Annotated in this window: 22 protein-coding genes; 1 reads left to right on the forward strand and 21 read right to left on the reverse strand. The window is 70.7% G+C overall.

Features of this window, described 5'->3' with window-relative positions:
* Nucleotides 1–126 precede the first annotated feature (126 nt).
* The 5 genes from ACFPGP_RS22645 to ACFPGP_RS22665 form a co-directional block, all read right to left on the reverse strand.
* The gene (locus ACFPGP_RS22645) at nucleotides 127–1,899 is read right to left on the reverse strand and encodes an ABC transporter substrate-binding protein (protein WP_378593721.1); all 1,773 of its coding nucleotides are present in this window, start codon (nucleotides 1,897–1,899) and stop codon (nucleotides 127–129) included.
* Between the two features lie 64 nt (nucleotides 1,900–1,963).
* Nucleotides 1,964–2,983, reverse strand: a complete 1,020-nt coding sequence (locus ACFPGP_RS22650) for an ABC transporter permease (protein ID WP_378593723.1) — start codon at nucleotides 2,981–2,983, stop codon at nucleotides 1,964–1,966.
* Between the two features lie 184 nt (nucleotides 2,984–3,167).
* Nucleotides 3,168–4,952, reverse strand: coding sequence for an aspartate--tRNA ligase (aspS, locus tag ACFPGP_RS22655; RefSeq protein WP_378593725.1), 1,785 nt, complete (start codon nucleotides 4,950–4,952; stop codon nucleotides 3,168–3,170).
* Nucleotides 4,949–6,289: a histidine--tRNA ligase gene (gene hisS, locus ACFPGP_RS22660; RefSeq protein WP_378593727.1), complete on the reverse strand. Its 1,341-nt coding sequence runs from the start codon at nucleotides 6,287–6,289 to the stop codon at nucleotides 4,949–4,951. Before hisS ends, aspS begins: the two co-directional genes overlap by 4 nt.
* On the reverse strand, nucleotides 6,290–7,000 hold the full coding sequence (locus tag ACFPGP_RS22665; protein ID WP_378593729.1) for an MBL fold metallo-hydrolase: 711 nt from the start codon (nucleotides 6,998–7,000) through the stop codon (nucleotides 6,290–6,292). It lies immediately after the preceding gene.
* 111 nt (nucleotides 7,001–7,111) lie between these two features.
* Here ACFPGP_RS22665 and ACFPGP_RS22670 point away from each other — a divergent pair, with 111 nt between their 5' ends.
* Entirely contained in the window at nucleotides 7,112–8,341 is a 1,230-nt protein-coding gene (locus tag ACFPGP_RS22670) for a DUF349 domain-containing protein (RefSeq protein ID WP_378593731.1), read from the forward strand.
* 27 nt (nucleotides 8,342–8,368) lie between these two features.
* On the opposite strand, the gene ACFPGP_RS22675 is transcribed toward ACFPGP_RS22670, so the two are convergent.
* The 16 genes from ACFPGP_RS22675 to ACFPGP_RS22750 all read right to left on the reverse strand — a co-directional run bounded on the left by ACFPGP_RS22675 (nucleotide 8,369) and on the right by ACFPGP_RS22750 (nucleotide 24,639).
* Nucleotides 8,369–10,600: a RelA/SpoT family protein gene (locus ACFPGP_RS22675; protein WP_378593949.1), complete on the reverse strand. Its 2,232-nt coding sequence runs from the start codon at nucleotides 10,598–10,600 to the stop codon at nucleotides 8,369–8,371.
* A gap of 114 nt (nucleotides 10,601–10,714) precedes the next feature.
* The gene (locus tag ACFPGP_RS22680) at nucleotides 10,715–11,275 is read right to left on the reverse strand and encodes an adenine phosphoribosyltransferase (protein WP_378593733.1); all 561 of its coding nucleotides are present in this window, start codon (nucleotides 11,273–11,275) and stop codon (nucleotides 10,715–10,717) included.
* Nucleotides 11,272–12,510 carry a protein translocase subunit SecF gene (gene secF / locus ACFPGP_RS22685; protein WP_378593735.1) on the reverse strand — a complete coding sequence of 413 codons (1,239 nt, stop codon included), beginning with the start codon at nucleotides 12,508–12,510 and terminating at the stop codon, nucleotides 11,272–11,274. The genes ACFPGP_RS22680 and secF overlap by 4 nt, the downstream gene beginning before the upstream one ends.
* Nucleotides 12,510–14,285: a protein translocase subunit SecD gene (secD, locus tag ACFPGP_RS22690; RefSeq protein WP_378593737.1), complete on the reverse strand. Its 1,776-nt coding sequence runs from the start codon at nucleotides 14,283–14,285 to the stop codon at nucleotides 12,510–12,512. The genes secF and secD overlap by 1 nt, the downstream gene beginning before the upstream one ends.
* Before the next feature lies 1 nt (nucleotide 14,286).
* The gene (gene yajC / locus ACFPGP_RS22695) at nucleotides 14,287–14,601 is read right to left on the reverse strand and encodes a preprotein translocase subunit YajC (protein WP_378593739.1); all 315 of its coding nucleotides are present in this window, start codon (nucleotides 14,599–14,601) and stop codon (nucleotides 14,287–14,289) included.
* Between the two features lie 137 nt (nucleotides 14,602–14,738).
* A complete protein-coding gene (gene ruvB / locus ACFPGP_RS22700; protein ID WP_378593950.1) occupies nucleotides 14,739–15,794 on the reverse strand; it encodes a Holliday junction branch migration DNA helicase RuvB in 1,056 nt (351 codons plus the stop codon).
* Nucleotides 15,795–15,841: 47 nt separating this feature from the next.
* Entirely contained in the window at nucleotides 15,842–16,453 is a 612-nt protein-coding gene (gene ruvA / locus ACFPGP_RS22705) for a Holliday junction branch migration protein RuvA (RefSeq protein WP_378593741.1), read from the reverse strand.
* Nucleotides 16,450–16,980, reverse strand: a complete 531-nt coding sequence (ruvC, locus tag ACFPGP_RS22710; RefSeq protein WP_378593743.1) for a crossover junction endodeoxyribonuclease RuvC — start codon at nucleotides 16,978–16,980, stop codon at nucleotides 16,450–16,452. The genes ruvA and ruvC overlap by 4 nt, the downstream gene beginning before the upstream one ends.
* A gap of 92 nt (nucleotides 16,981–17,072) precedes the next feature.
* Nucleotides 17,073–17,837 carry a YebC/PmpR family DNA-binding transcriptional regulator gene (locus ACFPGP_RS22715; protein ID WP_378593745.1) on the reverse strand — a complete coding sequence of 255 codons (765 nt, stop codon included), beginning with the start codon at nucleotides 17,835–17,837 and terminating at the stop codon, nucleotides 17,073–17,075.
* Nucleotides 17,838–17,872: 35 nt separating this feature from the next.
* Entirely contained in the window at nucleotides 17,873–18,472 is a 600-nt protein-coding gene (pdxT, locus tag ACFPGP_RS22720; protein ID WP_378593747.1) for a pyridoxal 5'-phosphate synthase glutaminase subunit PdxT, read from the reverse strand.
* Between the two features lie 110 nt (nucleotides 18,473–18,582).
* Nucleotides 18,583–19,506, reverse strand: coding sequence for a pyridoxal 5'-phosphate synthase lyase subunit PdxS (gene pdxS, locus ACFPGP_RS22725; RefSeq protein ID WP_378593749.1), 924 nt, complete (start codon nucleotides 19,504–19,506; stop codon nucleotides 18,583–18,585).
* Nucleotides 19,499–20,128 (reverse strand): phosphatidylinositol phosphate synthase, encoded by a 630-nt coding sequence (pgsA, locus tag ACFPGP_RS22730; protein ID WP_378593751.1) that lies wholly within the window; start codon nucleotides 20,126–20,128, stop codon nucleotides 19,499–19,501. The genes pdxS and pgsA overlap by 8 nt, the downstream gene beginning before the upstream one ends.
* Nucleotides 20,129–20,157: 29 nt before the next feature.
* The gene (locus tag ACFPGP_RS22735; protein ID WP_378593753.1) at nucleotides 20,158–21,348 is read right to left on the reverse strand and encodes an ROK family transcriptional regulator; all 1,191 of its coding nucleotides are present in this window, start codon (nucleotides 21,346–21,348) and stop codon (nucleotides 20,158–20,160) included.
* Nucleotides 21,349–21,351: 3 nt separating this feature from the next.
* A complete protein-coding gene (locus tag ACFPGP_RS22740) occupies nucleotides 21,352–22,620 on the reverse strand; it encodes a sugar ABC transporter permease (protein ID WP_378593755.1) in 1,269 nt (422 codons plus the stop codon).
* A complete protein-coding gene (locus ACFPGP_RS22745) occupies nucleotides 22,620–23,435 on the reverse strand; it encodes an ATP-binding cassette domain-containing protein (RefSeq protein WP_378593757.1) in 816 nt (271 codons plus the stop codon). Before ACFPGP_RS22745 ends, ACFPGP_RS22740 begins: the two co-directional genes overlap by 1 nt.
* 121 nt (nucleotides 23,436–23,556) lie before the next feature.
* Nucleotides 23,557–24,639, reverse strand: a complete 1,083-nt coding sequence (locus ACFPGP_RS22750) for a sugar ABC transporter substrate-binding protein (RefSeq protein WP_378593759.1) — start codon at nucleotides 24,637–24,639, stop codon at nucleotides 23,557–23,559.
* Nucleotides 24,640–24,752: the final 113 nt, after the last annotated feature.

Genomic DNA, 24,752 nt, shown 5'->3' on the forward strand with positions numbered 1-24,752 from the left:
GACAGGCACTTCCGTGCTTTACACGCCGTACTCCACACCGGCAACGTGAAAGCGCGAGGCTAGGGGCTGATCAGCGGATCGGCATCACACCGACGCCGCTTCACTGCTGTCAGTGACCGTCATGGCTCACTGGCTGACGTAGAGACCCTTGTAGTTCGGGGCTCCGATCGAACTGTCACCCGAGGGGTTGCCGACCTGCTCGCCGAAGACGAACAGGGAGTTGCGGAAGGCGGTCGGGATGATCGGGAAGTACTCCTTGTTGATCGTCTCGTCCAGGTCACCCCACGCAGCCGCCTGGTCCTCCAGCGGCATGAGCGGGATGTCCGCGATCTCCTTGTCGACAGACGGCTCGGAGAACTGCGAGGTGTTGTAGGTCGCGCCGGTCTTGACCAGCGGCGGGATCATGGTGAGAGCCGACGGCCAGTCGGAGCACCAGTTGACACCACGCAGGTTGAGCGTCTTGTTGATCTTGTTGTCCGGGTCGAGCCAGATGTCGTACGGCGAGACCTGGACCGGGATCGACTTGACGTCGAAGCCGCCCTCCTCGAAGCCCTTCTCCAGCTGCTTCTGGGCAGCCACGGCCAGGGGGTCGACCTCGTAGTAGACCATCGTGATCGGGTACGGCTTGTCCTCGTAGCCGGCCTCGGCCAGGAGCTCCTTGGACTTCTCGGGCTGGTAGGTGAACTGCTCGCCGTCGGCGTAGAAGTCCTTCTTGCCCGCCATGCCCGGAGGCATGATGCCGTTCGCCGGGACGCGGGTCACGCCCGGGATCTCACCGCTGGCCAGCCAGACGTCCTGGTACGGGTAGGCGTACGCGAGCGCCTTGCGGACGTTGATGTCGGTGATCTTGGTGTAGTCGGGCGACAGGAAGCTGACGCACTGCTCGGCGTTCTGCACCAGGCGGTCACCGAGCTCGCTGTTCGCGCGCTCGTAGTTGCTGGAGCCGATGCCGATCGCGACCGCGGCCTGCGACTCGGTGTTGCCCGAGAGCATGATCTGGTCGACCTTGTTCTGGTCCTGGTCGAACTTGAAGACCCACTTGTCGGCGTACTGGTGACGCGCCGGGTCAGAGGCGGGGTCCCACTGCGGGTTCTTGACCAGGGTCAGCTCCTCCGACGGGCGGAAGCTCTCGACCATGTACGGACCGTTGGACAGGATGTTCTGGCCGTAGTCCGGCGGGGTGCTGGCCTTGCCCAGCGGGGCCGGGCCCATCGCCATGAAGGCGCCCCAGTAGTCCATGTCGGGGAACGGCTTGGCCATCTTGATGGTCACGTCCTGGCCGCTGACCGAGACGCCGCCCCACTTGTCGCAGGTGTCGTTGTCCTTCTCGGTGTAGGGACCGTTGTACTTGCCCGCACCGTAGAAGTAGGTCTGCGAGTACTCGGTGCCGGGGCCGGACGGGAAGGTGTCGGAGTCCATGGAGCGGCAGATGCCCCAGGCGACCTCCTCGGCCGTGATCGGCTCGCCGGTCTGCCAGGTGGCGTCGTCACGGATGGTGAAGGTCCACTCCGTGAAGTCGTCGTTCGGCGTGCCGAGGTCGGTCGCGAGGTCCGGGACCAGGATCATCTTGCCGGTGTCGGGGTCGCGGTAGTACTGCGTCAGGGACCGGCTCGTCAGCGCCTGCTGGATCGAGTTGCCCGTCACCGACCACCCGTTCGTCGGGTCGAGGTCGTTCGGCCCGGGGTCACCCGGCAGGAAGACGGTGATGGTCCCTCCGGCCGTCGCACCCTCGATGTCGGGCGCGGGACCCTTCATGTCTGCGTTCTTGGCGATCTCGGTGTCCGCTGCCTGCTGCGTCCGGCTCTCGCCCGACGTCGGCGTGTCCGAACTGCCACCACAGGCGGCGAGCGCGAACAGCGCGGCACCGGCGACGACCGCCAGCGGCTTGCTCCGTCTCATTATCCAGCCTTTCCTTTCATGTTCGCGCCCACGGGAGAGTCGTGGGCGACGTCAGAGGTGCCCGTCAGCGACGGGTCTTGGGGTCCAGGGCGTCGCGGATCGCGTCACCGAGGAGGTTGAGTGCGAGGCACAGCGCGACGATGCCGAGCGTCGGCTCCCAGAGGTAGAGCGGGTAGGTGTCGAAGAAGGTGACAGCCTTGTTGATGGTCTGGCCCCAGGAGATGCCGCTGGTGACACCGATGCCGAGGAACGCCAGGCCCGCCTCCGCCGCGACGAACAGCGGCAGCATGAGCGAGATCGAGATGACGATCGGGGCAGCGAGGTTGGGCAGCAGCTCCTTGACCAGGATCCGTCGCGTCGGCATGCCGATCACCCGGGCGGCCATGATGAACTCGCGCTCGCGCAGCGAGAGCACCTCGCCACGGATCAGGCGGGCGGTGCCCATCCAGGTGAAGATGCTGAGCACCGCGACGAGGTTCCAGAACTGGATCTGCTTGTAGTGGTCACTGGCCGCGAACCGCTCGCTGATGATCGGCGCGATGACGAGGGCGGCCAGCAGGAACGGGATCGTCAGGAAGAGGTCGGTGAAGAACGAGATGATCCGGTCGGTGGTCCCGCCGAGGAAGCCGGCCAGCAGGCCGAGCACGATGCCGACCGACGACGCGAACACGGTGGCCATGAAGGCGATCGAGAGCGAGGTGCGGCAGCCGTACACCCAGTAGGCGAGGTTGTCCTCACCGGTCTGGGGCGCCAGCCCGAACGGGTGGTTGGGGTCGAAGCCGTGCAGCGGCGGGCCGGTGAGCGGCATGCCGGTCAGGCCGTCGACGTACTCCGAGGCGAACACCGTGTCGGTGGTGACGCCGAAGATCGAGCAGATCACGCCGGCGAAGACCGCGACCAGGACGAACACCAGGATGACGAACGCGCAGAACAGGGCGATCTTGTCGCGGACCAGGCGCCCGAAGGCGATCTGCATCGGCGACTTGCCGGCGATCTCCTTGGCCTTGGTGCTGCTGGGGTCCGGCGGCGGCGCTTGGTCCGTCAGGTGGCCCACGGTCTCGGGTCCGGCGATCTGTGCCGACATCTTCTCCCCATCTGGTCGTGGTTCGGTTCGCACGCTGGGTGTGGTTCGGGGGGTGTAGCTCGGGGCCGGGGATCCCCCTGCCTCCGGGTTGCGCCGGGACGAGACTCTATGTGACGCCGACCGCACGGACGATCACTCGTGCGTAACGATCTGGTCTCGACCCCGGGCGAAGATCACGCTTGTGTCAAGCGGTTTCCGGGACGTCCTTCGGCGCGACGGCGTCGACACCGGCTTCCTTGCGCTGCTGGGGCGTGATCGGAGCAGGAGCCGCCGTGAGCGGGTCGAACCCGCCGCCGGACTTGGGGAAGGCGATCACGTCGCGGATCGAGTCGGTCCGGGCGAGCAGGGCCACGATCCGGTCCCAGCCGAAGGCGATGCCGCCGTGCGGCGGCGCGCCGTAGGCGAAGGCGTCGAGGAGGAAGCCGAACTTCTCCTGCGCCTCGGCCTCGTCGATGCCCATGACCGCGAACACGCGCTCCTGCACGTCACGGCGGTGGATACGGACCGATCCCCCGCCGATCTCGTTGCCGTTGCAGACGATGTCGTAGGCCCACGCCAAGGCGTTGCCGGGGTCGCGGTCGAAGGCGTCGAGGTCCTGCGGCGAGGTGAAGGCGTGGTGGACGGCCGTCCACGCGCTGTAGCCCAGTGCGACGTCGCCGGAGGCGGTGGCCTCGGCGGCCGGCTCGAAGAGCGGGGCGTCGACGACCCACACGAAGCTCCACGCGCCCTCGTCGATCAGGCCGCACCGCCGGCCGATCTCGAGGCGCGCCGCCCCGAGCAGGGCCCGGCTGGACTTCGCGGGGCCGGCGGCGAAGAAGACGCAGTCCCCCGGCTGTGCACCGACGTGGGCGGCGATGCCCTCGCGCTCGGCGTCGGAGATGTTCTTGGCGACCGGTCCGGTGATCTCACCGTCCTCCTTGACCAGGAGGTAGGCGAGGCCCCTGGCCCCGCGCTGCTTGGCCCAGTCCTGCCAGGCGTCGAGCTGCTTGCGCGGCTGGGAGGCGCCCCCCGGCATCACCACCGCACCGACGTACGGCGCCTGGAAGACGCGGAACGGCGTCCCGGCGAAGTACGACGTGCAGTCGACGAGCTCCTGGCCCATGCGCAGGTCGGGCTTGTCGGTGCCGAACCGCGCCATCGCCTCGGCGTAGGTCATCCGCGGCACTGGCCTCTCGAGCTCGTGCCCGATCAGCGCCCACACCGAGGCGAGCACCTCCTCGGCGACGGCGATGACGTCGTCCTGGTCGACGAACGACATCTCGATGTCGAGCTGGGTGAACTCCGGCTGGCGGTCGGCGCGGAAGTCCTCGTCGCGGTAGCACCGGGCGATCTGGTAGTAGCGCTCCATGCCGGCGACCATCAGCAGCTGCTTGAACAGCTGCGGGCTCTGCGGCAGGGCGTACCAGCTGCCGGGCTGAAGGCGCGCCGGCACCAGGAAGTCGCGCGCGCCCTCCGGCGTGGACCGGGTCAGCGTCGGGGTCTCGACCTCGACGAAGCCGCGCCCGTCGAGCACGTCGCGGGCCGCCTTGTTGACCCGGCTGCGCAGACGCAGGGCCTGGCTGGGGCCGGCTCGACGCAGGTCGAGGTACCGGTGCGCCAGGCGGACCTCCTCGCCCACCGACCCGCCCTCGTGGCCGGTCTCGTCGATCGGGAACGGCAACGGCGCGCTCGGGTTGAGCACCTCGACCTCCGAGGCGATCACCTCGACCTCGCCGGTGGGCAGCTGCGGGTTGGCGTTGCCCTCCGGGCGCAGGCTGACCTCGCCGGTCACCTTGAGGCAGTACTCGCTGCGCAGGCTGTGCGCGACCTCCTCGTCGCGGACCACGACCTGCACGACGCCGCTGGCCTCCCGCAGGTCGAGGAACGCGACGCCGCCGTGGTCGCGACGGCGCGCCACCCACCCGGCGAGGGTCACGGTCTGGCCGGCGTCGGTGCCGCGCAGGGCTCCGGCGTCATGGGTGCGGATCACGAGGTCTGCTCCTTCGTCACGATGGTGGGTCGCAGGTCGCCGTGCGGTGGCGCCCACTGGTCGGGGTCGGCGGGCACCTGCTCGCCGCTGCGGATGTCCTTGACCTCGTGCGACTCCCCCGGGAACCACACGAACGGGATGCCCCGCCGCTCGGCGAAGCGGATCTGCTTGCCGAACTTCTGTGGGCTAGGGGCGACCTCGCAGGGGATGCCGCGGGCGCGCAGCGCGGCCGCGACCTGCTCGCTGCCCGGTCGCGACTCCTCGTCGACCAGTGCCACGAGCACCGCGCTCGGCACCGGCCGGCTTCCGGAGAGCACACCGTCGGCGATCAGCGGCACGAGCGTGCGCGAGACGCCGAACGAGACGCCGACGCCGGGGTAGGTCGTGCGGCCGTCGTCGGCCAGCGCGTCGTAGCGGCCCCCGCCGCCGACCGACTTCAACCGCTCGTAGCCGCTCATGAAGATCTCGACGACCGTGCCGGTGTAGTAGTCGAGCCCGCGCGCGATGCGGAGGTTGGCCTCGACGCGGACCCGGTCGGACGCCGGGCAGCCGTCGACCACGGCGGCCAGCTCGGCGAGGCCGGTCTCGAGCAGGTCGTCGGTGACGCCGAGCCCGCGGACCGTCTCGACGAACGAGGTGTCCGGCACCCGGATCCGCGCCAGCTCGAGACAGCGCTCGGCCTGCTCGGGGGTGGCTCCGGCGACCTCGACGAGCTGCGCGGCGACCTGCTCGGCCGGCAGCTTGTCGAGCTTGTCGATGACCCGGATGGCCGCCGTGACGTCGGCGATGCCGAGGCCCCGGTAGAAGCCTTGGATCAGCTTGCGGTTGTTGAGCTGGACCGAGAGCGGCGGCACCGGCAGCGCGGCCAGTGCCTCCACCATCACCCGCACCACCTCGACGTCGTGGTGGAAGGGCAGCTCGTCGCGTCCGACGATGTCGATGTCGGCCTGGGTGAACTGGCGGTAGCGGCCTTCCTGCGGCCGCTCCCCGCGCCACGCCGGCTGGATCTGGAACCGCCGGAAGGGGAACTCGAGCTTGCCGGCGTTCTCCAGCACGTAGCGGGCGAACGGCACGGTGAGGTCGAAGTGCATGCCGAGGCCGGAGTCGCTCGGCCCGTCCTGGGACTCCCCCGCCTGCAGCCGCCGCAGGACGTAGATCTCCTTGTCGATCTCGCCGCCCTTGGCGAGGCGCTCGAGCGGCTCGACCACCCGCGTCTCGATGTTGGCGAAGCCGTGCAGCTCGAAGGTGCGCGAGAGCGAGGCGATCACCTCGCGCTCGACGACGCGCTGGGCGGGCAGCAGCTCGGGGAAGCCGCTGAGCGGCGTGGGCTTGCTCATCTAGAGACCTCGCGTGACCTGGCCGGCCGAGCCGTCGTGCTGCAGCTCGAGCAGGAAGGGGTTGGTGGCGCGCTCGCGCCCGATGGACGTCTGCTCGCCGTGGCCGGGCAGCACGACGACGTCGTCACGCAGCGTCAGCACCTTCTCGCGCAGGCTGCGCAGCATGGTGGGGTGGTCGCCGCCGGGCAGGTCGGTGCGCCCGATCGACCCGGCGAAGAGCAGGTCCCCGGCGAACATGACCTCGGAGACCTCAGCGCCGGAGTACGGCGAGCGGAAGGTGACCGACCCCGCCGTGTGCCCGGGTGTGTGGTCGACGGTGAACGAGAGCCCGGCGAGCTCGAGGTCCTGACCGTCGGCGAGCTCGCGCACGTCGTCCGGCTCGGCCCACGAGTAGTCGCCGCCGAGCATCATCTGCGTGGTCTCCCGCGACATGCCGGCCATCGGGTCGCTGAGCAGGTGCCGGTCGGCGGGGTGGATCCAGGCGGTGGCGTCGTAGCTGCCGGCCACGGGCGCCACGCACCACATGTGGTCGACGTGGCCGTGGGTGACGAGCACGGAGACCGGCTTGAGCCGGTGCTCGCGGACGAGCTCGGCGACGCCCGCGGCGGCGTCCTTGCCGGGGTCGACGACCACGCACTCCGCCCCCGGGGCCGTCGCGACGACGTAGCAGTTGGTGCCCCACGGACCCGCGGGGAAACCGGCGATGAACACCCGAGCACACTACCCACCGGGTGCGGGCCCACGGTCACCGGTGGAGGCACGGCCGCTCGTGACTAGCATGGGCACCTGCGCCCGCAGGGACCGAGCGAAGAGGGACAGGCTGTGACTGAGCAAGCATGGGGTCGGGTCGCCGAGGACGGCACGGTCTTCGTGACCACCGCCGACGGCGAGCGACCGGTCGGGCAGGTGCCCGACGCGACCCCCGAGGACGCCCTGAAGTTCTACACCGAGCGGTACGACGCCCTCGCCTTCGAGGTGGGCCTGCTCGAGCAGCGCGTCCAGGCCGGGGTGCTCTCGCCCGAGGAAGCCCAGGAGTCGATCAGGACCGTGCGCGCCCAGGTCGTCGACGCCAACGCCGTCGGCGACCTCGCCAGCCTGGCCGGCCGGCTCGACGCGTTGAGCCCCGTGATCGCCAGCCAGCGCGAGGCCCGCAAGGCCGAGCGCGCCAAGCGTTCGGCGGAGACCAAGGAGCAGAAGGAGGCCCTGGTCGCCGAGGCCGAGCGCCTCGCGGAGGGCTCCGACTGGCGCAACGGCGCGAACCGCCTGCGCGAGCTGCTCGACCAGTGGAAGGCACTCCCGCGGATCGACCGCGCCTCCGACGACGCCCTGTGGCGACGCTTCTCCTCCGCCCGCACGACGTACACCCGGCGCCGCAAGGTTCACTTCTCCGAGCAGCACGAGAAGCGCGAGGCCTCCCGGGTGGTCAAGGAGCGGCTCGCCAAGGAGGCCGAGGCGCTCGCCGGCTCCACCGAGTGGGGCCCGACGGCGGGTCGCTTCCGGGACCTGATGCGCGAGTGGAAGGCCGCCGGGCCGGCGCCCCGCGACGTCGACGACGCGCTGTGGAAGCGCTTCCGCGGCGCGCAGGACACGTTCTTCGGCGCCCGTGACGCCGCCAACGCCGAGCAGGACCGCGAGTTCGCCGCCAACGCCGAGGTGAAGGAGCAGCTGCTCGCCGAGGCGGAGGCGCTGCTGCCGGTGACCGACCTGGAGGCGGCCAAGCGCGCGATGCGCGACATCGCCGAGCGCTGGGAGGCTGCGGGCAAGGTCCCCCGCGACCGGATCAAGGAGCTCGAGGGGCGGATCCGCCGCGTCGAGCAGGAGATCCGCTCGAAGGAGGAGGAGCAGTGGCGCCGCACCGACCCGGAGAAGTCCGCGCGGGCCGACGACATGGTCTCCAAGCTCGAGGCGGCGCTCGGCAAGATCGAGCGCGACCTCGAGGCGGCCCGTGCCGCGGGTGACCAGAAGAAGGTCGCCGACCTCGAGGAGAACCTCGCCTCGCGCCAGGCCTTCCTCGACATGGCCCGCCGGGCCTCCGCCGACTTCTCCGGCTGACCCGGAGGCGGCCGACGGTCGACGGCGCTACTGCGTGACGCGGTAGGCGTCGAAGACGCCGGGCACCGACCGCACCGCCCGCAGCACGGTGTCGAGGTGCTTGGACTCCGCCATCTCGAAGGTGAAGCGGCTCTTGGCCACGCGGTCGCGCGAGGTCGACAGGTTGGCGCTGAGGATGTTCACGTGGGCGTCGGAGAGCACCATCGTGATGTCCGAGAGCAGCCGGGCCCGGTCGAGCGCCTCGACCTGGATGTTGACGAGGAACGTCGACTGCCCGGTCGGCGCCCACTCCACCTCGAGCAGCTTCTCCGGCTGGCTGCGCAGGCTGGCGGCGTTGGTGCAGTCGGTGCGGTGCACCGAGACGCCACCCCCCTTGGTGACGAAGCCGAGGATGTCGTCGGGCGGCACGGGTGTGCAGCACTTGGCCAGCTTCACCCACACGTCGGGGGCGCCCTTGACGATCACGCCAGCGTCGCCGCCGGCACTGGCCTTGCCGCGGGCACGCCGGCCCGTGATCGTCACGGCCTCCGAGAGGTCCTCGGCCGCGCCGTCGTCGCCGCCGTGCAGGTCGATCACCCGCCGGACGACCGCCTGGGCGCTGAGGTTGCCCTCCCCCACCGCGGCGTAGAGCGCGGAGACGTCGGCGATGTTGAAGTGCGCGGCCACGAGCATCAGCGACTCGTGCGACATCAGCCGCTTGAGCGGCAGCCCCTCCTTGCGCATCAGCTTGGCGATCTGCTCCTTGCCCCGCTCGATCGCCTCCTCGCGCCGCTCCTTGGTGAACCACTGCCGGATCTTGGAGCGGGCGCGCGGTGACTTGACGAAGGTCAGCCAGTCGCGCGACGGGCCGGCGGTCGGGGACTTCGAGGTGAAGACCTCGACCACGTCGGAGTTCTCCAGCGTCGACTCCAGCGGCACCAGCCGGCCGTTCACGCGCGCGCCGATCGTGTGGTGCCCGACCTCGGTGTGCACGGCGTAGGCGAAGTCGACCGGCGTGGCCCCCACCGGCAGCGCGATCACGTCGCCGCGCGGCGTGAAGACGTAGACCTCGGCGCGGTTGATCTCGAAGCGCAGCGACTCGAGGAACTCGCCCGGGTCCTCGACGTCGCTCTGCCAGTCCAGCAGCTGGCGCACCCAGGTCATGTCGTCGAAGTCGCCCGCCCGGTCGGTGTCGACGCCGTTGCGGCCGTCCTCCTTGTACTTCCAGTGCGCGGCCACGCCGTACTCCGCCCGGCGGTGCATCGCGAAGGTGCGGATCTGGATCTCGACGGGCTTGCCCTGCGGCCCGATCACCGTGGTGTGCAGCGACTGGTACATGTTGAACTTCGGCATCGCCACGAAGTCCTTGAACCGGCCCAGCACCGGGTTCCAGCGGGAGTGGAGCACGCCGAGCGCCGAGTAGCAGTCGCGGTCCTCCTCGACCAGGATCCGGATGCCGACCAGGTCGTAGATGTCGGAGAACTCCCGGCCGCCGAGGATCATCTTCTGGTAGATCGAGTAGTAGTGCTTCGGCCGCCCGGTGACCTTGGCCTTGACCTTGGCCTCCTTGAGGTCGGCCTCGACCTGGCTGATCACCTCGGCGAGGAACTTGCCGCGCGACGGCGCGCGCTCGGCCACCAGCCGCACGATCTCGTCGTAGATCTTGGGGTGCAGCGTGGCGAAGGCGAGGTCCTCGAGCTCCCACTTGAGGGTGTTCATGCCGAGCCGGTGGGCCAGCGGCGCGTAGATGTCGAGCGTCTCGCGGGCGGTGCGCTCCTGCGAGGCCTGGGGCACGTAGCGCAGCGTGCGCATGTTGTGCAGCCGGTCGGCGAGCTTGATCACGAGCACGCGGATGTCGCGCGACATCGCCACGATCATCTTGCGGATGGTCTCGGCCTGCGCGGCGTCGCCGTACTTCACCTTGTCGAGCTTGGTCACGCCGTCGACGAGCTGGGCGACCTCGTCGCCGAAGTCGGCGCGCAGCTGGTCCAGGGTGTACGGCGTGTCCTCCACGGTGTCGTGGAGCAGGGCGGCGACCAGGGTCGGCTCGGTCATGCCGATGTCGGCGAGGATCGCGGTGACGGCCAGCGGGTGGGTGATGTAGGGGTCGCCGCTCTTGCGCATCTGGGTGCCGTGCATGCGCTCGGCGGTCGTGTACGCGCGCTCGAGCAGGGCGAGGTCGGCCTTGGGGTGGCTGGCCCGGACCGAGCGGAAGAGCGGCTCGAGCACCGGGTTGCCGACCGAGGTCCGGGTGCCCATCCGGGCGAGCCGGGCGCGCATGCCGCGCGCCGAGGTGACCGACTCGGGTGCGCGCTCCTCCTCGGGAGCGGTCACGGCCTGGTCGTCGGTCACGAGGCCAGTCTAGGAGGTCGCGCGACCTGGCCCCGCGCGCCTTCAGATGGTCAGCAGGGTGGTGATGGCGAGGTCGCCGACCACGTCGCGCCCGGAGAGGAAGCCGAGCTCCATCAGCACGGCCACCCCGACGGTGGTGGCGCCGGCGCGGGCGACGAGCTCGGCGGTCGCCGCGACCGTGCCGCCGGTGGCGAGGACGTCGTCCACGAGGAGCACCCGGTCACCCGCCTCCACGGCGTCCGCGTGCATCTCGAGCGTGGCCCTGCCGTACTCCAGGGAGTACGAGACCGCGTGCGTGGCGCGCGGCAGCTTCCCGGCCTTGCGCACCGGCACGAAGCCGGCGCCGAGGCTCAGGGCCACCGGCGCGGCCAGGATGAAGCCACGCGCCTCCATGCCGATCACCTTGTCGACCCGCACCGTCCCGTCGGCGTCGCGGCCGGCCGAGGCCAGCCCGGCGACGAGGTCGGTGAACGCCGTGTGGTCGGCCAGGACGGGCGTGATGTCCTTGAAGACGACCCCGGGCTCGGGGAAGTCGGGGACGTCGACGACCAGCTGCTCGAGGGCCGCGCGGGCCCGGGCGCGGGCCGCGGGCCCATCGGTCACTTCTTGCCCCGCTTGGACCTCGGCTGGCGGGTCGGCTGCTGCCGGCCGGACGCGCTGCTCTGCTGGACCGGCCCGCGCGACGCCGGGGCCACCCGGCCGCGGCCGGACGCCTCGGGTCGTGCACCGGACGACCCGGACGCGCCGCCCACGGGCGTGCCCTCGGCGCCGGGCTCGCCGCCGGCACCGGGCTCGTCGGTGATCGGCATGTCCTCGCTGAACGACGGGACCGTCGCGTAGCGGTCGGCCTGCTGGCGCTCGCGGGCCTTGGCGCGCCGCTCGGCTGCCTGGACCTCGGACTCGCTGGACTTCAGGTGCGCCACCAGCGGGGTCGCGATGAAGATCGAGGAGTAGACGCCGGCCGCCATGCCCACGAAGAGCGCGAGCGCGAGGTCCTTCATCGCGCCGGAGCCGAGCTGGACGACGCCGACGTAGAGGATGCAGCCGACCGGGATCAGCGCGACGATCGAGGTGTTGATCGAGCGGACCAGGGTCTGGTTGACCGCGAGGTTCGCGGCCGCGGCGTACGTCGTGCGGCGGGCGCGCAGGTCCTTGGTGTTCTCGCGGACCTTGTCGAAGACCACGACGGTGTCGTAGAGCGAGAAGCCGAGGATCGTGAGCAGACCCGTCACGGTCGCGGGACTGACCTCGAAGCCCGACAGGGCGTAGACACCCGTGGTGATGATCAGGTCGTGCGCGAGTGCGACCAGAGCGGCCACCGACATCTTCCACTCGCGGAAGTAGGCCCAGATGAACAGGGTGACCAGGACGAGGAAGACGCCGAGGCCGAGCAACGCCCGCTGGGCGACCTCCGCTCCCCAGCTGGGGCCGATCTCCGACTGCGAGAAGTCGCTCTCCGTGCCGCCGGTGACGTCGAGGATGACCTGGGTCACCGTCACGCTCTCGGCGTCGGTGAGCGGCTCGGTCTGCACCAGGATCGTGTCGGTGCCCGAGGAGCTGACCACGGGGGCCGAGGCGGCGTCGATGCCCGTAGCGGCGACTTCCTGGCGGACCTGGTCGACCTCGTCCTGGGACACGGTCTGGCCGGGCGTGGTGACGCGGAACTCCGCGCCGCCGGTGAACTCGATGCCCCAGTTGAGGCCCTTGAGGGTCAGGGCGAGGATCGCCACCACGACGATCACACCGGAGATGGTGTACCAGAGCCAGCGTCGTCCGACGAAGTCGATCGACTTGCGACCGGTGTAGAGCTCGTTGCCGAGCCGCGTGATCTTGCTCATCAGGCCGCCCCTCCCGCGGGGACTCGTCGGTCGTCGATACCCAGTGCCTCACGGTCGAGACCGGAGAGCCGGTGGCCCTTGTAGAAGAACTCGAAGCGGGCCAGCCACGACACCATCGGGTGCGTGAACCAGAAGAACACGGCGAGGTCGATCAGCGTGGAGAGCCCGAGCGCGAACGCGAAGCCCTTCACCACGCCGGCGGCGAAGATGTAGAGGACGATCGCCGCCAGCAGCGACACGGAGTCCGCGGCCAGGCAGGTGTTCCTGGCTCGCGCCCAGCCGCTCTCAACGGCAACCCGCATGCTCTTGCCGTCTCGCATCTCGTCACGGATCCGCTCGAAGTACACGATGAACGAGTCGGCGGTGATGCCGACCGCCACGATCAGGCCCGCGATGCCCGGCAGCGACAACGTGAAGCCGGCGCTCTCGCTGAGCAGCAGCACGAGGACGTACGTCGCAGCCGCCGCGACGAACAGCGACGCGACGACGACCAGGCCGAGCCCGCGGTAGTAGAAGAGGCAGTAGATCATCACCAGCGCGAGCCCGAGCGCTCCGGCCATCAGACCGGCGGAGAGCTGGTTGCCGGCCAGCGAGGGGCCGATCGTCTCCACCTGGGTGCTCTGGTCGTCGAAGGAGATCGGCAACGCGCCGAACTTCAGGCTGGTGGCGAGGCTCTGCGCCTCCGCCTGGTTGAAGTTGCCGCTGATCTGGGCCTGGCCGTTGGTGATCAGGCCGTTCATCGTCGGCGCGGAGATCACCTGGCCGTCGAGCACGATCGCGAACTGCTTCTGCGTGCCGTAGAGCGCGCGGGAGATCTCGGTGAAGGTGTCGGTGGCGCTGCCGTTGAAGCCGAGGTCGACCACCCAGTCCACGGCGTTCTGCGGGATGCCGGCGCTCGCGCTGCTGAGGTCGGTGCCCTCGATGGCGGCCACGGAGAGCAGGTACTTCACGCCGTTCTCGTCGCAGGTGACGAGGGGCTTGTCGGGGTCGTCCTCGGCGACGGGCGCCTCACCCTTCGGGGGGCACGTGAACTGGTTGAACGCCTTGATCGACGCAGGGTCGGGGTTGTCCATCCACTTCAGCGGCTGGTCGACGAGGTCGCCCGTGGCGTCGGGCTGGGCCGGCGCGCTCGCGCTGCCACCGTCGGTCGGGCTGGAAGTGCTCGTCGGACTGGAGGTGCTCGTCGGCGAGCCGGTCGGCGAGGAGGTGCTGCCGCTCTTGTCGGCGAAGCCGAGCGGCGGGCGGTTGGCCGTGCCGCTCTGGTTGCCGCCGCCGTTGCCACCGCCGCCGGTGCTGCCGGAGCCCGGGTCGATGGAGATGCTGGCGCCCGACGGCAGGGTCACGCCGGGCACGCCGGGGAGCTCCTGCGGGGTCTGGGTGGTCGCGGACGACGACCCGCAGGCCGGACCGGGGGCGGTGCAGGCCACCAGGCGGAACCGCAGCTGCGCCTGGCGCTTCACGGTCTCGACGAGGTCGCGGCGGGTGTCACCGGGGATTTCGACGACGATCAGGTTGTTGCCCTGCTTGGTGACCTCGGCCTCGTTGACGCCCGAGCCGTTGACGCGCTGGTCGATGATCGTCACGGCCTGGTCCATGCTCTCGGGCGTGGCGTTCTTGTCGTTGGTCACCAGGGTGATCCGGGTGCCGCCCTGGAGGTCGAGGCCGAGGGCGGGGGTCCAGGCGGTGCCGGTGGCAGCGACGAGGGCGTAGCCCGCGGCGATGACCGAGAAGAAGATGAGGACGGTCCGCCCCGGACGGTAGTTCTTGCGTGCCACGTCAGTTCTCCTCGGTGCCGGTCGCGGACTCGCCGGCTGCGGGCGGGGTCGGCTCGTCGGCCGCCAGCACCTGGGCGATCGCGGCGCGCGCCACCTCGAGCACGACGCCGTCGGCCACCTCGAGCGTGACCGTGTCGCCGTCCTCGCTGCGCAGGGTGCCGTAGATGCCGGAGGTGAGCATGACCCGCTCCCCGGTCCTCACCGACGCCTGCATGCGGACCTGCTCCTTCTGGCGCCGGGCCTGCGGACGGATCAGCAGGAACCAGAAGAGCACCGCGATGGCGATGATGGGCAACAGGGAGACGAGCTCCGGCACGGCAGTACCTTCCGAGCGTGTGGTGATGTGATCGAGGGCGCCAGCCGGCGACGTGGCCGGGGCGACGGTGAAGTGTAACCGGCGCCACTACGCGGGTTGAATCGCCGGGTCCCCCGGACCGGTGGACCTGCCCGCGGTCACTCGTCGAAGAGCGCCGGGTCGGCGGACGTGCCGGGTGCGGCAGCGGGCGCGGCCAGGCCGAGGTGCTGCCACGCGGCGGCGGTGGCCACGCGTCCGCGGGGCGTCCGGGCGAGCAGGCCGCGTCGTACGAGGAAGGGCTCGGCGACCTCCTCGACGGTCTCGCGCTCCTCGCCCACGGCCACGGCCAGCGTCGAGACGCCGACGGGGCCGCCGCCGAAGCGCCGGCACAGCACGTCGAGCACGGCCCGGTCGAGGCGGTCGAGGCCCGAGGCGTCGACCTCGTAGAGGTCGAGGGCGTCGCGGGCGACGGTGCGGGTGACCACGCCGTCGGCGCGCACCTGGGCGTAGTCGCGGACCCGGCGCAGCAGCCGGTTGGCGATGCGCGGGGTGCCCCGCGAGCGGGACGCGATCTCGCTGGTGCCGTCGGCGCGCACCTCGACGTCGAGCAGCCGGGCCGAGCGCTGGACGATCTCGTCGAGCTCGTGCGCCTCGTAGAACTCGAGGTGGGCGGTGAACCCGAACCGGTCGCGCAGCGGCCCGGGCAGGAGCCCCGCCCGGGTGGTGGCGCCCACCAGGGTGAACGGCGGGATCTCGATCGGGATCGCGGTCGCGCCGGGACCCTTGCCGATCACGACGTCGACCCGGAAGTCCTCCATCGCGAGGTAGAGCATCTCCTCCGCAGGCCGCGACATCCGGTGGATCTCGTCGACGAAGAGGACGTCGCCCTCGTTGAGGCCGGACAGGATGGCGGCGAGGTCACCCGCGTGGGTGATCGCCGGACCGCTGGTCAGCCGCAACGGCGTGGTCATCTCGGCCGCGATGATCATCGCCAGCGTGGTCTTGCCGAGCCCGGGGGGCCCCGAGAGCAGCACGTGGTCGGGAGCCCTCCCCCGCTGCCGGGCGGCCTCGAGCACCAGGCCGAGCTGGTCGCGCACGCGCTGCTGGCCGACCACCTCGTCGAGCGAGCGCGGGCGCAGCGCGGCCTCGACCGCGCGCTCGTCACCGTCGACCGCCTCGACCGCGGTGAGGGACCGCAGGTGGGCGTCCTCGATGGCGGTGAGCTCGTCGAGCTCGTCGAGGTCGTCGGGGCCCACGCCGCTCACGCCTTGCTCAGCTGGCGCAGGGCGGCGCGCAGCACCACGCCGACGTCGGGGGCCGAGCCGTCGTCGGTCACGACGTCGCGGGCGACGGTGTCGATCGCCCGGTCGGCGTCCCTGGCGGACCAGCCGAGCCCGACCAGGCCCTCCTGCACCTGGCTGCGCCACGGCGCCGCCGCGGCCGGGGCGGGGGCGCCGCCCGCGCGGGACGTCGGGGCGCCGAGCCGGTCCTTGAGCTCGAGGATGATCCGCTGCGCCACCTTCTGCCCGATGCCGGGGACTCGCGTCAGGGTCTTGACGTCGTCGTGGGCCACGGCACGGCGCAGGTCGTCGGGCTCGAGGACGGCGACCATGGCCTGGGCCAGCTTGGGGCCGACGCCCGACGCGGTCTGCACGAGCTCGAAGGTCGACTTCTCTTCCTCGTCGACGAAGCCGAACAGCGTCAGGGAGTCCTCGCGCACCACCATGCTCGTCGGCAGCGTGGCCGGGTGTCCGGTGCGGAGCGTGGCGAGCGTGCCGGGCGTGCACTGCACCTCGAGGCCGACGCCGCCGACCTCGACGACGGCGCTGGTGAGGGTGACCGCGGCGACGGTCCCGCTGACGTAGGCGATCATCGGCTGCTCCTCGCGGCGGCAGCGGCCGCGGCCGCTGCCTCGATGCGGGCCTGGGCGCCTCCGCGCCAGACGTGGGTGATGGCCAGGGCCAGGGCGTCCGCGGCGTCCGCGGGCTTCGGCGGTGCGTCGAGCCGCAGGATCCGGGCGACCATCGCGCCGACCTGTGCCTTGTCGGCGCGGCCGTTGCCCGACACCGCGGCCTTGACCTCGCTGGGGGTGTGCAGGGCGACGGGGAGGCCCCGCCGGGCGGCCGCCACCAGCGCGATCCCGCTGGCCTGCGCGGTGCCCATGATGGTGCTGGAGTCGGAGCGGGCGAACACGCGCTCCACCGCCACGGCGTCGGGGCGGTACTCGTCGAGCCAGGCGTCGATGCCTCGCTCGATGGTCACCAGCCGCTCGGCGATCGGCAGGTCGGCGCTGGTGCGCACGACGTTCACGTCGATCAGGCGCAGCGGTCGGCCCACGCCGCCCTCGACCACGCCGAGGCCGCAGCGGGTGAGGCCGGGGTCGATCCCGAGCACGCGCATCCGAGCCGCCTTCCGTCCGAACAGGTGTTCGGAGGACCACGTTACGGTCGGCTCCCCGGTCACCGGGTCCCGACACGCCGGGCGCGGCCGCGCTACGCCTCGAGCTCGGCCATCACCTGGTCGGGCACGTCGAAGTTGGCGTAGATGTTCTGCACGTCGTCGAGGTCCTCGAGCACGTCGACGAGCCGGAACATCTTGGCGGCGGCGTCCTTGTCGAGGGCCACCTCCATGTCGGGGCGGAACTCCGCCTCCGCGGAGTCGTAGTCGATGCCCGCCGCCTGGAGCGCGGTGCGCACGGCCACCAGGTCGCCCGCCTCCGAGACGACCTCGATGCTGTCCTCGAGGTCGTTGACGTCCTCGGCTCCGGCCTCGAGCGTCGCCTCGAGCACGTCGTCCTCGCCGACCGTGCGGCCCTCCTGCGCCTTGGGCACCACGACGACGCCCTTGCGGTTGAACAGGAACGACACCGACCCGGGGTCGGCCAGCGAGCCGCCGTTGCGCGTCATCGCCGTGCGGACCTCCATGGCGGCCCGGTTGCGGTTGTCGGTGAGGCACTCGATGAGCATCGCGACGCCCGAGGGGCCGTAGCCCTCGTACATGATCGTCTGGTACTCCGCGCCGCCGGTCTCCGCGCCCGACCCGCGCTTGACCGCGCGGTCGATGTTGTCGTTGGGGACCGACGACTTCTTGGCCTTCTGGATGGCGTCGTAGAGGGTGGGGTTGCCGGCCGGGTCACCGCCGCCCATCCGGGCCGCGACCTCGATGTTCTTGATCAGCTTCGCGAACATCTTGCCGCGCTTGGCGTCGATGACCGCCTTCTTGTGCTTGGTGGTCGCCCACTTGGAGTGGCCAGACATGAGTCCCTCTTCTGGTCGTCTACGTCGTCAGTCGGTCAGCCCGCGCGGACCTGGTCCACGAAGAGCCGGTGGATCCGGGTGTCGCGGCCGACCTCGGGGTGGAACGAGGTGGCCAGCAGCGGACCCTGGCGGACCGCGACGATCCTACCCTCGGCAGGTCCGTGGCCGACCCGCGCGAGGACGTCCACCCCCTCGCCGACCTCCTCCACCCACGGGGCGCGGATGAAGACCGCGTGCACCGTCTCGTCGAGGCCGGCGAACTCCACGTCGTCCTCGAAGGAGTCGACCTGCCGGCCGAAGGCGTTGCGCCGCACCGTCACGTCGAGCCCGCCGAGCGTCTGCTGGCCCTCGATGCCGTCGCGCACGTGGTCGGCGAGCAGGATCATCCCGGCGCAGGTGCCGAAGACCGGCATCCCCTCCTTGATCCGCGCGCGCAGGGGGTCCAGGAGCCCGAAGGTCACCGCCAGCTTGGACATGGTGGTCGACTCACCGCCCGGCAGGACCAGCGCGTCGCACGCGGCGAGCTCCTCGGGGCGCCGTACGCCGAGCGTCGCGACGCCGAGCTCACCCAGCGCGTGCAGGTGCTCGCGCACGTCGCCCTGCAGGGCGAACACGCCCACCGTCGGTCCTGGCACCGCGCCATCGTAGGGGCCGCGGCACGTGCGGCCGGAGACACCTCCGCCGTGGCCGCTCCCGGTGAAGCCCCGCTCCGGCGGCGCAGACCGCTGGGGCGGGCGTCAGGCGATCACCAGCCGCGCTCGGCCAGCCGGTGCGGCTGCGGGATCTCGTCGACGTTGAGGCCGACCATCGCCTCACCCAGCCCGCGGGAGACCTTGGCGACCACGTCGGGGTCGTCGTAGAACGTCGTGGCCTTGACGATGGCCTCGGCCCGCTGGGCGGGGTTGCCCGACTTGAAGATGCCCGAGCCGACGAACACGCCCTCGGCCCCCAGCTGCATCATCATCGCCGCGTCGGCCGGGGTCGCGATCCCGCCGGCGGTGAACAGGACGACGGGCAGCTTGCCCGCCTCGGCGACCTCCTTGACCAGCTCGTACGGCGCCTGCAGCTCCTTGGCCGCGACGTACAGCTCGTCGGGCTCGAGGCCCTGCAGGCGGCGCAGCTCGGCGCGGATGGTGCGCATGTGGGTCACCGCGTTGGACACGTCGCCCGTGCCGGCCTCGCCCTTGGAGCGGATCATGGCTGCACCCTCGGTGATCCGGCGCAGCGCCTCGCCGAGGTTGGTGGCACCGCACACGAACGGCACGGTGAACTGCCACTTGTCGATGTGGTTGGCGTAGTCGGCCGGGGTGAGCACCTCGGACTCGTCGACGTAGTCCACTCCCAGGCTCTGCAGGACCTGCGCCTCGGCGAAGTGGCCGATGCGGGCCTTGGCCATCACCGGGATCGAGACCGTCGCGATGATCCCGTCGATCATGTCGGGGTCGCTCATCCTGCTCACGCCGCCCTGGGCGCGGATGTCGGCCGGGACCCGCTCGAGGGCCATCACGGCCACGGCGCCGGCGTCCTCGGCGATCTTGGCCTGCTCGGGCGTGACGACGTCCATGATCACGCCGCCCTTGAGCATCTCCGCCATGCCGCGCTTGACGCGCGAGGTGCCGGTGCCGGTGCTGCTGGTGCTCGTCGGAGCCTCGGTGGTGCTGTCAGTCATGCTCCGAGCGTAGTGCGGCCTCCTCCGCGGCCTGCTTGCGGACCACCCACACCCGCTGGGCCACGGTGATCGTCGAGGCGAGCGCGAGCCCCCAGAGCGCGATGTAGAGCAGGACCGGAAGGTCGAGAACAGCGCTGAAGAAGGTCATCACGAGGATCGCCACGAGCCGGTCGGCACGCTCCGCGATGCCGACCTTCACCGAGAACCCGAGGGTCTCGCCGCGCGCGCGGGCGTACGACGTCACTCCCCCCATCAGCAGGCAGACCAGGCTGAGCACCAGGTAGAGCCGGCTCGGCTCCTCCCACGCGAAGTAGAGCGCCAGGCCGATGAAGATCGCGCCGTCGGCGACCCGGTCGAGCGTGGAGTCCCAGAACGCCCCGAACGAGCTCACCCGGCCGGTGGTGCGGGCCATGTAGCCGTCGAGCAGGTCGCTGAAGACGAAGGCGGCGATCACCAGCACCCCCGTCGCGAGCTTGCCCTGCGGGAAGAAGACGAGGGCGCCGGCCGAGACCCCGAGGGTCCCCACGAGGGTGACCGCGTCGGGACTCACGCCCATCCGGATCAGGAGGTGGGCGACGGGAGAGATGACCTTCGTCCAGAAGGCGCGGAAACGTTCCATCATGTCGGCTGCAGGCTACTGGTGCCCCGGGGTCAGACGGCCTGCGGTACGCCCTGCGGGTCGTCGAGCACCGGCGCGAAGGCGAGCTCGGCGGCCCCCATGAGGGGCGAGTCCTCGCCCAGCCCCGCGGCGCAGATCAGGATCTCGCCGTGCGGGGAGACCAGCGCGCTGCGCTCCATGGACCGGGTGACGCGCGTCTGTGCGGCGACCCAGACCTGCGACAGGCTGCCCGCGAGCACGATGATCTCGGGGTTGAACAGGTTGACGATGGCCTGGAGCCCGACCCCGCACCAGTCGGCGACCTCCTCCACGCTCCTCGCCGCGCGTTCCTCTCCCGCCCGCGCGGCGGCGATCACCTCGGCGACGGCCGGTGGTCCCCCGCCCGGCTGGCGCCCCGCGTGCTGGAGCAGGACGTTCTCCCCCACCTTGGTCTCCCAGCAGCCGATCGCACCGCAGCGGCAGCCGGGGCCGACGCTGTCGACCTGCATGTGGCCGACCTCGCCGGCGTACCCGCTCGCACCGGTCAGGGGCACCCCGCCCACGAGGAACCCGCCGCCGATGCCGACGCTGGCGTTGAGGTAGGCGACCTCGGTGTAGCCCACCGCGGCACCTCTCATGTGCTCGGCGACCACGCCCAGGTTGGCGTCGTTGCCGACGGAGACGGCCCGGCCCAGCCGCTCACCGAGCAGCTCGGAGAACGGCTCGTCGACCCACCCGAGGTTGGGCGCCGAGCGCACCATGCCGTCCCGGGCGCGCACCGCCCCGGGCACGGCGACGCCGATGCCCAGGCACCGGGTCCTCGGCGGTGCGACCGCGAGCACGTCCTCGACCATGCGGGCGACCGACTCGACCACGTGGGCCACGTCGTGCTGGCCCCGCTGGTGACCGCGGAACCTGTGGGCGAGGACCTCTCCCCCCAGGCAGACCACGGCCACCGCGATCCGGTCGACACCCACGTCGACCGCCACCACGACGTTGTCGCTCTGCGGCACCACCAGGTGGGAGGGCCGGCCCGACCGGCCAGCCACCGCCGAGGCCTGCTCGGTGACCAGGCCCAACGACTGCAGCTCGCCCGTCAGCGCCCCGATCGTGCTCCGGTTGAGCCTCAGCTGCTTGGTGAGGACGGCTCGCGTGGTCGGCCCGTGGGTGTGCACCGTCTGCAGGATGGCGCGCAGGTTCGCGCGTCGGAGCTCCTCGGCTCCGACGCCCGTCGGGATCGGCACGGGTCAGACCCGACCGGATGCCGACGCTCGACGCCGGCTGATCGCGTCGACCGAGGCAGCCAGGAGCAGCACGCCGCCGGTGACCATGAACACGACGCTCGAGGGCTGGTTGAGCAGCGCCATGCCGTTGCGGATCACCGCGATCACCAGGCCACCGATCACCGCGTCGGTGATCCGGCCCTTGCCTCCGAAGAGGCTGGTGCCGCCGATGACCGCCGCACCCACCGCGAGCAGCAGGGTGTCGCTGCCGCCGGTGGAGGGCGAGACGGAGTTGGTCCGACTGGCGAGCAGGATGCCGCCGGCGGCCGCGAGCGTCGAGCAGGTCATGAAGCACGACATCTTGACCCACGACACGCTGATGCCGGACCGTCGGGCCGCCTCGGTGTTGCCACCGACGGCGTACACGTGCCGGCCCCAGGACGTCCGGGCGAGCAGGTAGCTGAGGACGACGACGAGCACCAGGATGATGATGACGACGTTCGGCACGCCCTTGAGCGACTTCAGCAGCGGGTTGGGGCTGCGCTCCTTGGACAGGTAGTAGACGAACGCGAGGACGGCGACGGTGAAGGCGCCGGTCTTGATCGCCCACAGGAGCATGGGCTCGGCGGTCAGTCCACGCTTGCGCCGGTTGCGGATCTTCAGGAACGTCGACAGCCCGTAGCCGAGGACGGTGATGATGCCCAGCGTCCAGCCCATCCAGATCGGCATGGAGCCGTTGTTGAGCTTGAGGATGAACTCGTTGCGGTAGCCGATCGTGCCGCCCTCGCCGATCAGGTGGAGCATCACGCCCTGGAGGCCGAGGAAGAGCGCCAGCGTCACGACGAACGACGGGATGCCGACCTTGGCGACCATGGCGCCGATGAAGAGGCCGATCACCGTGCCGGTCACCAGGCCCACGAGCAACGACGGGATGAGCGGCCAGTCGCGGTTGGTGAGGACGATGCCGAGCATCGCCGCCGCCGTGCCGCCGGTGACGCCGGCGGACAGGTCGATCTCACCGAGCAGCAGCACGAAGATCAGGCCCATCGCGATGACCATGACCCCGGCGGACTGGCCGATCAGGTTCGCGAGGTTGAGCTCGGTGGTGAAGGTGTCGGGCCGCAGGATCGAGAAGACGATGACCAGGGCGACCAGCCCGAGGACGGCGGGCAGCGAACCGACGTCGCCGCCCTTGACCCGCTCGATGTAGTCGCGGGTGATGCTGCCGAGGGTGGCGTGCTCCTCGACCGGCGCGTCGACCGGGTCGACGGCGGGGGCGGTGGGGGCGCTCATCAGATCTCTCCCTGGTCGTTGGCGGGCGCGTTGCCGTGCTTGCCGGAGGTGCCCGTCGTGATCAGCTCGACGACCTGGGCGCGGGTCACCTCGTCGGCCTGGACCTGCGCGACCAGCTGGCCGAGGTAGAGCACGGCGATGTCGTCGGCGACCTCGAAGACGTCGTTGAGGTTGTGGCTGATCAGCACGACGCCGAGCCCGCGGTCGGCGAGGCGGCGCACCAGGAGCAGGACCTGCTCGGTCTGGGCGACACCGAGCGCCGCCGTCGGCTCGTCGAGGATGACCACCTTGGAGTTCCACAGCACCGCCCGGGCGATCGCGACCGTCTGGCGCTGACCACCGGAGAGGGACGCGACCGGCGTCCGCACCGACTGGAGGGTGCGCACGGAGAGCCCGTCGAGGGTCTCGCGCGCCCGCAGCTCCATCGAGATCTCGTCGAGACGGACGCTGGGGCCGACCTCACGGCCGAGGAACATGTTGTCGACGACGTCGAGGTTGTCGCAGAGTGCGAGGTCCTGGTAGACGACCTCGATGCCGAGGTTGTTGGCCTCCTTGGGACCGTGCACCTTGACGTGCTGGCCCTCGAAGAAGTAGTCGCCCTGGTCGAAGGCGTGGATGCCGGCGATGCCCTTGATCAGGGTGCTCTTGCCCGCACCGTTGTCGCCGACCAGGGCGGACACCCGGCCGGGTCGGACGTCGAAGTCGACGCCCCGCAGGACCGAGACGGCCCCGAAGCTCTTGTGGATCCCCCGCAGGCTCAGGATCGGCTCTGCGGAGACAGCCGGTGTCGGCTGCTCGGTGACTGGGACGGACACAGTGGTCTCCTCTGGCGAAGGATGCGGCTGGTCGGGACCGGGTCGACCGGACGACCGGGAGAAGGGGCTCGGGGGCCCGCCCCGCTGGGACGGGCCCCCGAGCATGCCAGACTGCGATCTCCTAGGAGATGTTGTACTTCTGGCAGTCCTTCGCGTACTCGTCGACGCAGATGTCGGCGGCGCTGGCGAAGCCGTCGTCGATCACCTTCTGCACCGAGTCGGCCGTGATCCACTCCGGCGTGGCCAGGGCGGACGGGACCTCCTGGTTGGTCTCCGTGTCGGTCACGGTGCCGGTCGCGAGGGCCTCGGCCGCCGCGGTGTCACCGTTGATCAGCGCGATCGCGAGGTCGGACGCAGCCTGCGCCTCGAGGTCGGTGTTCTTGTAGACCGTGCCGCACTGGTAGCCGGCGAGGATGTTCTGCAGACCCTCGACCGACGCGTCCTGGCCCGTGACCGGGACGGTGCCCGCGGTGCCGTTGTCCTTCATGCGGGCGATGATGCCGCCGGCCATCGTGTCGTTCGCCGAGACGACGCCGTCGATCTTGCCGTTGTTCTGCGTGTAGAGCTGCTCGTAGGCGTCGCCGGCCTTGGTGGCGTCCCAGAAGCCGCTCTGGTCACCGACCAGCGTGTAGTCACCCGAGTCGATCTTGTCCTTCAGCGCCTGCTCGTAGCCGGACTTGAAGAGCGCAGCGTTGTTGTCGGTCGGGTCACCGTTGATGTAGATGATGTTCGCCTGGGTCTTGCCGGCCTGGTCGAGGCAGTCGATCAGGCCCGTGCCCATGAGGGCCCCGACCTGGACGTTGTCGAACGACACGTAGTACGACGCGCCGCCACCGAGCGTGAGGCGGTCGTAGTCGATGGTCTGGACGCCGGCGTCCGCGGCCTTGCTCAGGCACGCCTTGCCGGACTCCGAGTCCAGGTTGACGATCATCATGACGGTGACGCCCTCGTTGATCATGCTGTCGCAGATCTCGCCGAACTTCGCGACGTCGCCACCAGCGTTCTGGATGGTCGACTCCACGCCAGCGTCGTCGAAGGCCTTCTGCAGGCTCGGTCGGTCGTTGGCCTCCCAGCGCGGCGACGTGGTCTCGTCGGGGAGGATCACCCCGACCTTGCCGGCGGCGGCTGCGGAGCTGCCGTCGCTGGAGCCGTCGCTGCTGGTGTCGTCGTCGCCGCCGCATGCGGCGAGCGCACTGAACGCCAACGCTGCGACCGCTACCAGGGACGCGAACCGTGCCCCTCTGTTCCTGCCCATTTCTACCTCCGTGGCTCGGGGCCAGTGATGTGTGACGACCATCACGGTATATGTTGTCGGGG

It is taken from the genome of Nocardioides taihuensis, from assembly GCF_042657275.1.
Taxonomy (GTDB): domain Bacteria; phylum Actinomycetota; class Actinomycetes; order Propionibacteriales; family Nocardioidaceae; genus Nocardioides; species Nocardioides taihuensis.

Bases quoted from the DNA above. Each gene is read 5' to 3' on its own strand.
- ACFPGP_RS22645 (WP_378593721.1), bottom strand. From the start codon at position 1,899: ATGAGACGGAGCAAGCCGCTGGCGGTCGTCGCCGGTGCCGCGCTGTTC.
- ACFPGP_RS22650 (WP_378593723.1), bottom strand. From the start codon at position 2,983: ATGTCGGCACAGATCGCCGGACCCGAGACCGTGGGCCACCTGACGGAC.
- hisS (WP_378593727.1), bottom strand. From the start codon at position 6,289: ATGAGCAAGCCCACGCCGCTCAGCGGCTTCCCCGAGCTGCTGCCCGCC.
- ACFPGP_RS22675 (WP_378593949.1), bottom strand. From the start codon at position 10,600: ATGCGCGCCCGGCTCGCCCGGATGGGCACCCGGACCTCGGTCGGCAAC.
- secF (WP_378593735.1), bottom strand. From the start codon at position 12,510: ATGAGCAAGATCACGCGGCTCGGCAACGAGCTCTACACCGGTCGCAAG.
- ruvA (WP_378593741.1), bottom strand. From the start codon at position 16,453: ATGATCGCCTACGTCAGCGGGACCGTCGCCGCGGTCACCCTCACCAGC.
- ruvC (WP_378593743.1), bottom strand. From the start codon at position 16,980: ATGCGCGTGCTCGGGATCGACCCCGGCCTCACCCGCTGCGGCCTCGGC.
- ACFPGP_RS22715 (WP_378593745.1), bottom strand. From the start codon at position 17,837: ATGTCTGGCCACTCCAAGTGGGCGACCACCAAGCACAAGAAGGCGGTC.
- pdxS (WP_378593749.1), bottom strand. From the start codon at position 19,506: ATGACTGACAGCACCACCGAGGCTCCGACGAGCACCAGCAGCACCGGC.
- pgsA (WP_378593751.1), bottom strand. From the start codon at position 20,128: ATGATGGAACGTTTCCGCGCCTTCTGGACGAAGGTCATCTCTCCCGTC.
- ACFPGP_RS22740 (WP_378593755.1), bottom strand. From the start codon at position 22,620: ATGAGCGCCCCCACCGCCCCCGCCGTCGACCCGGTCGACGCGCCGGTC.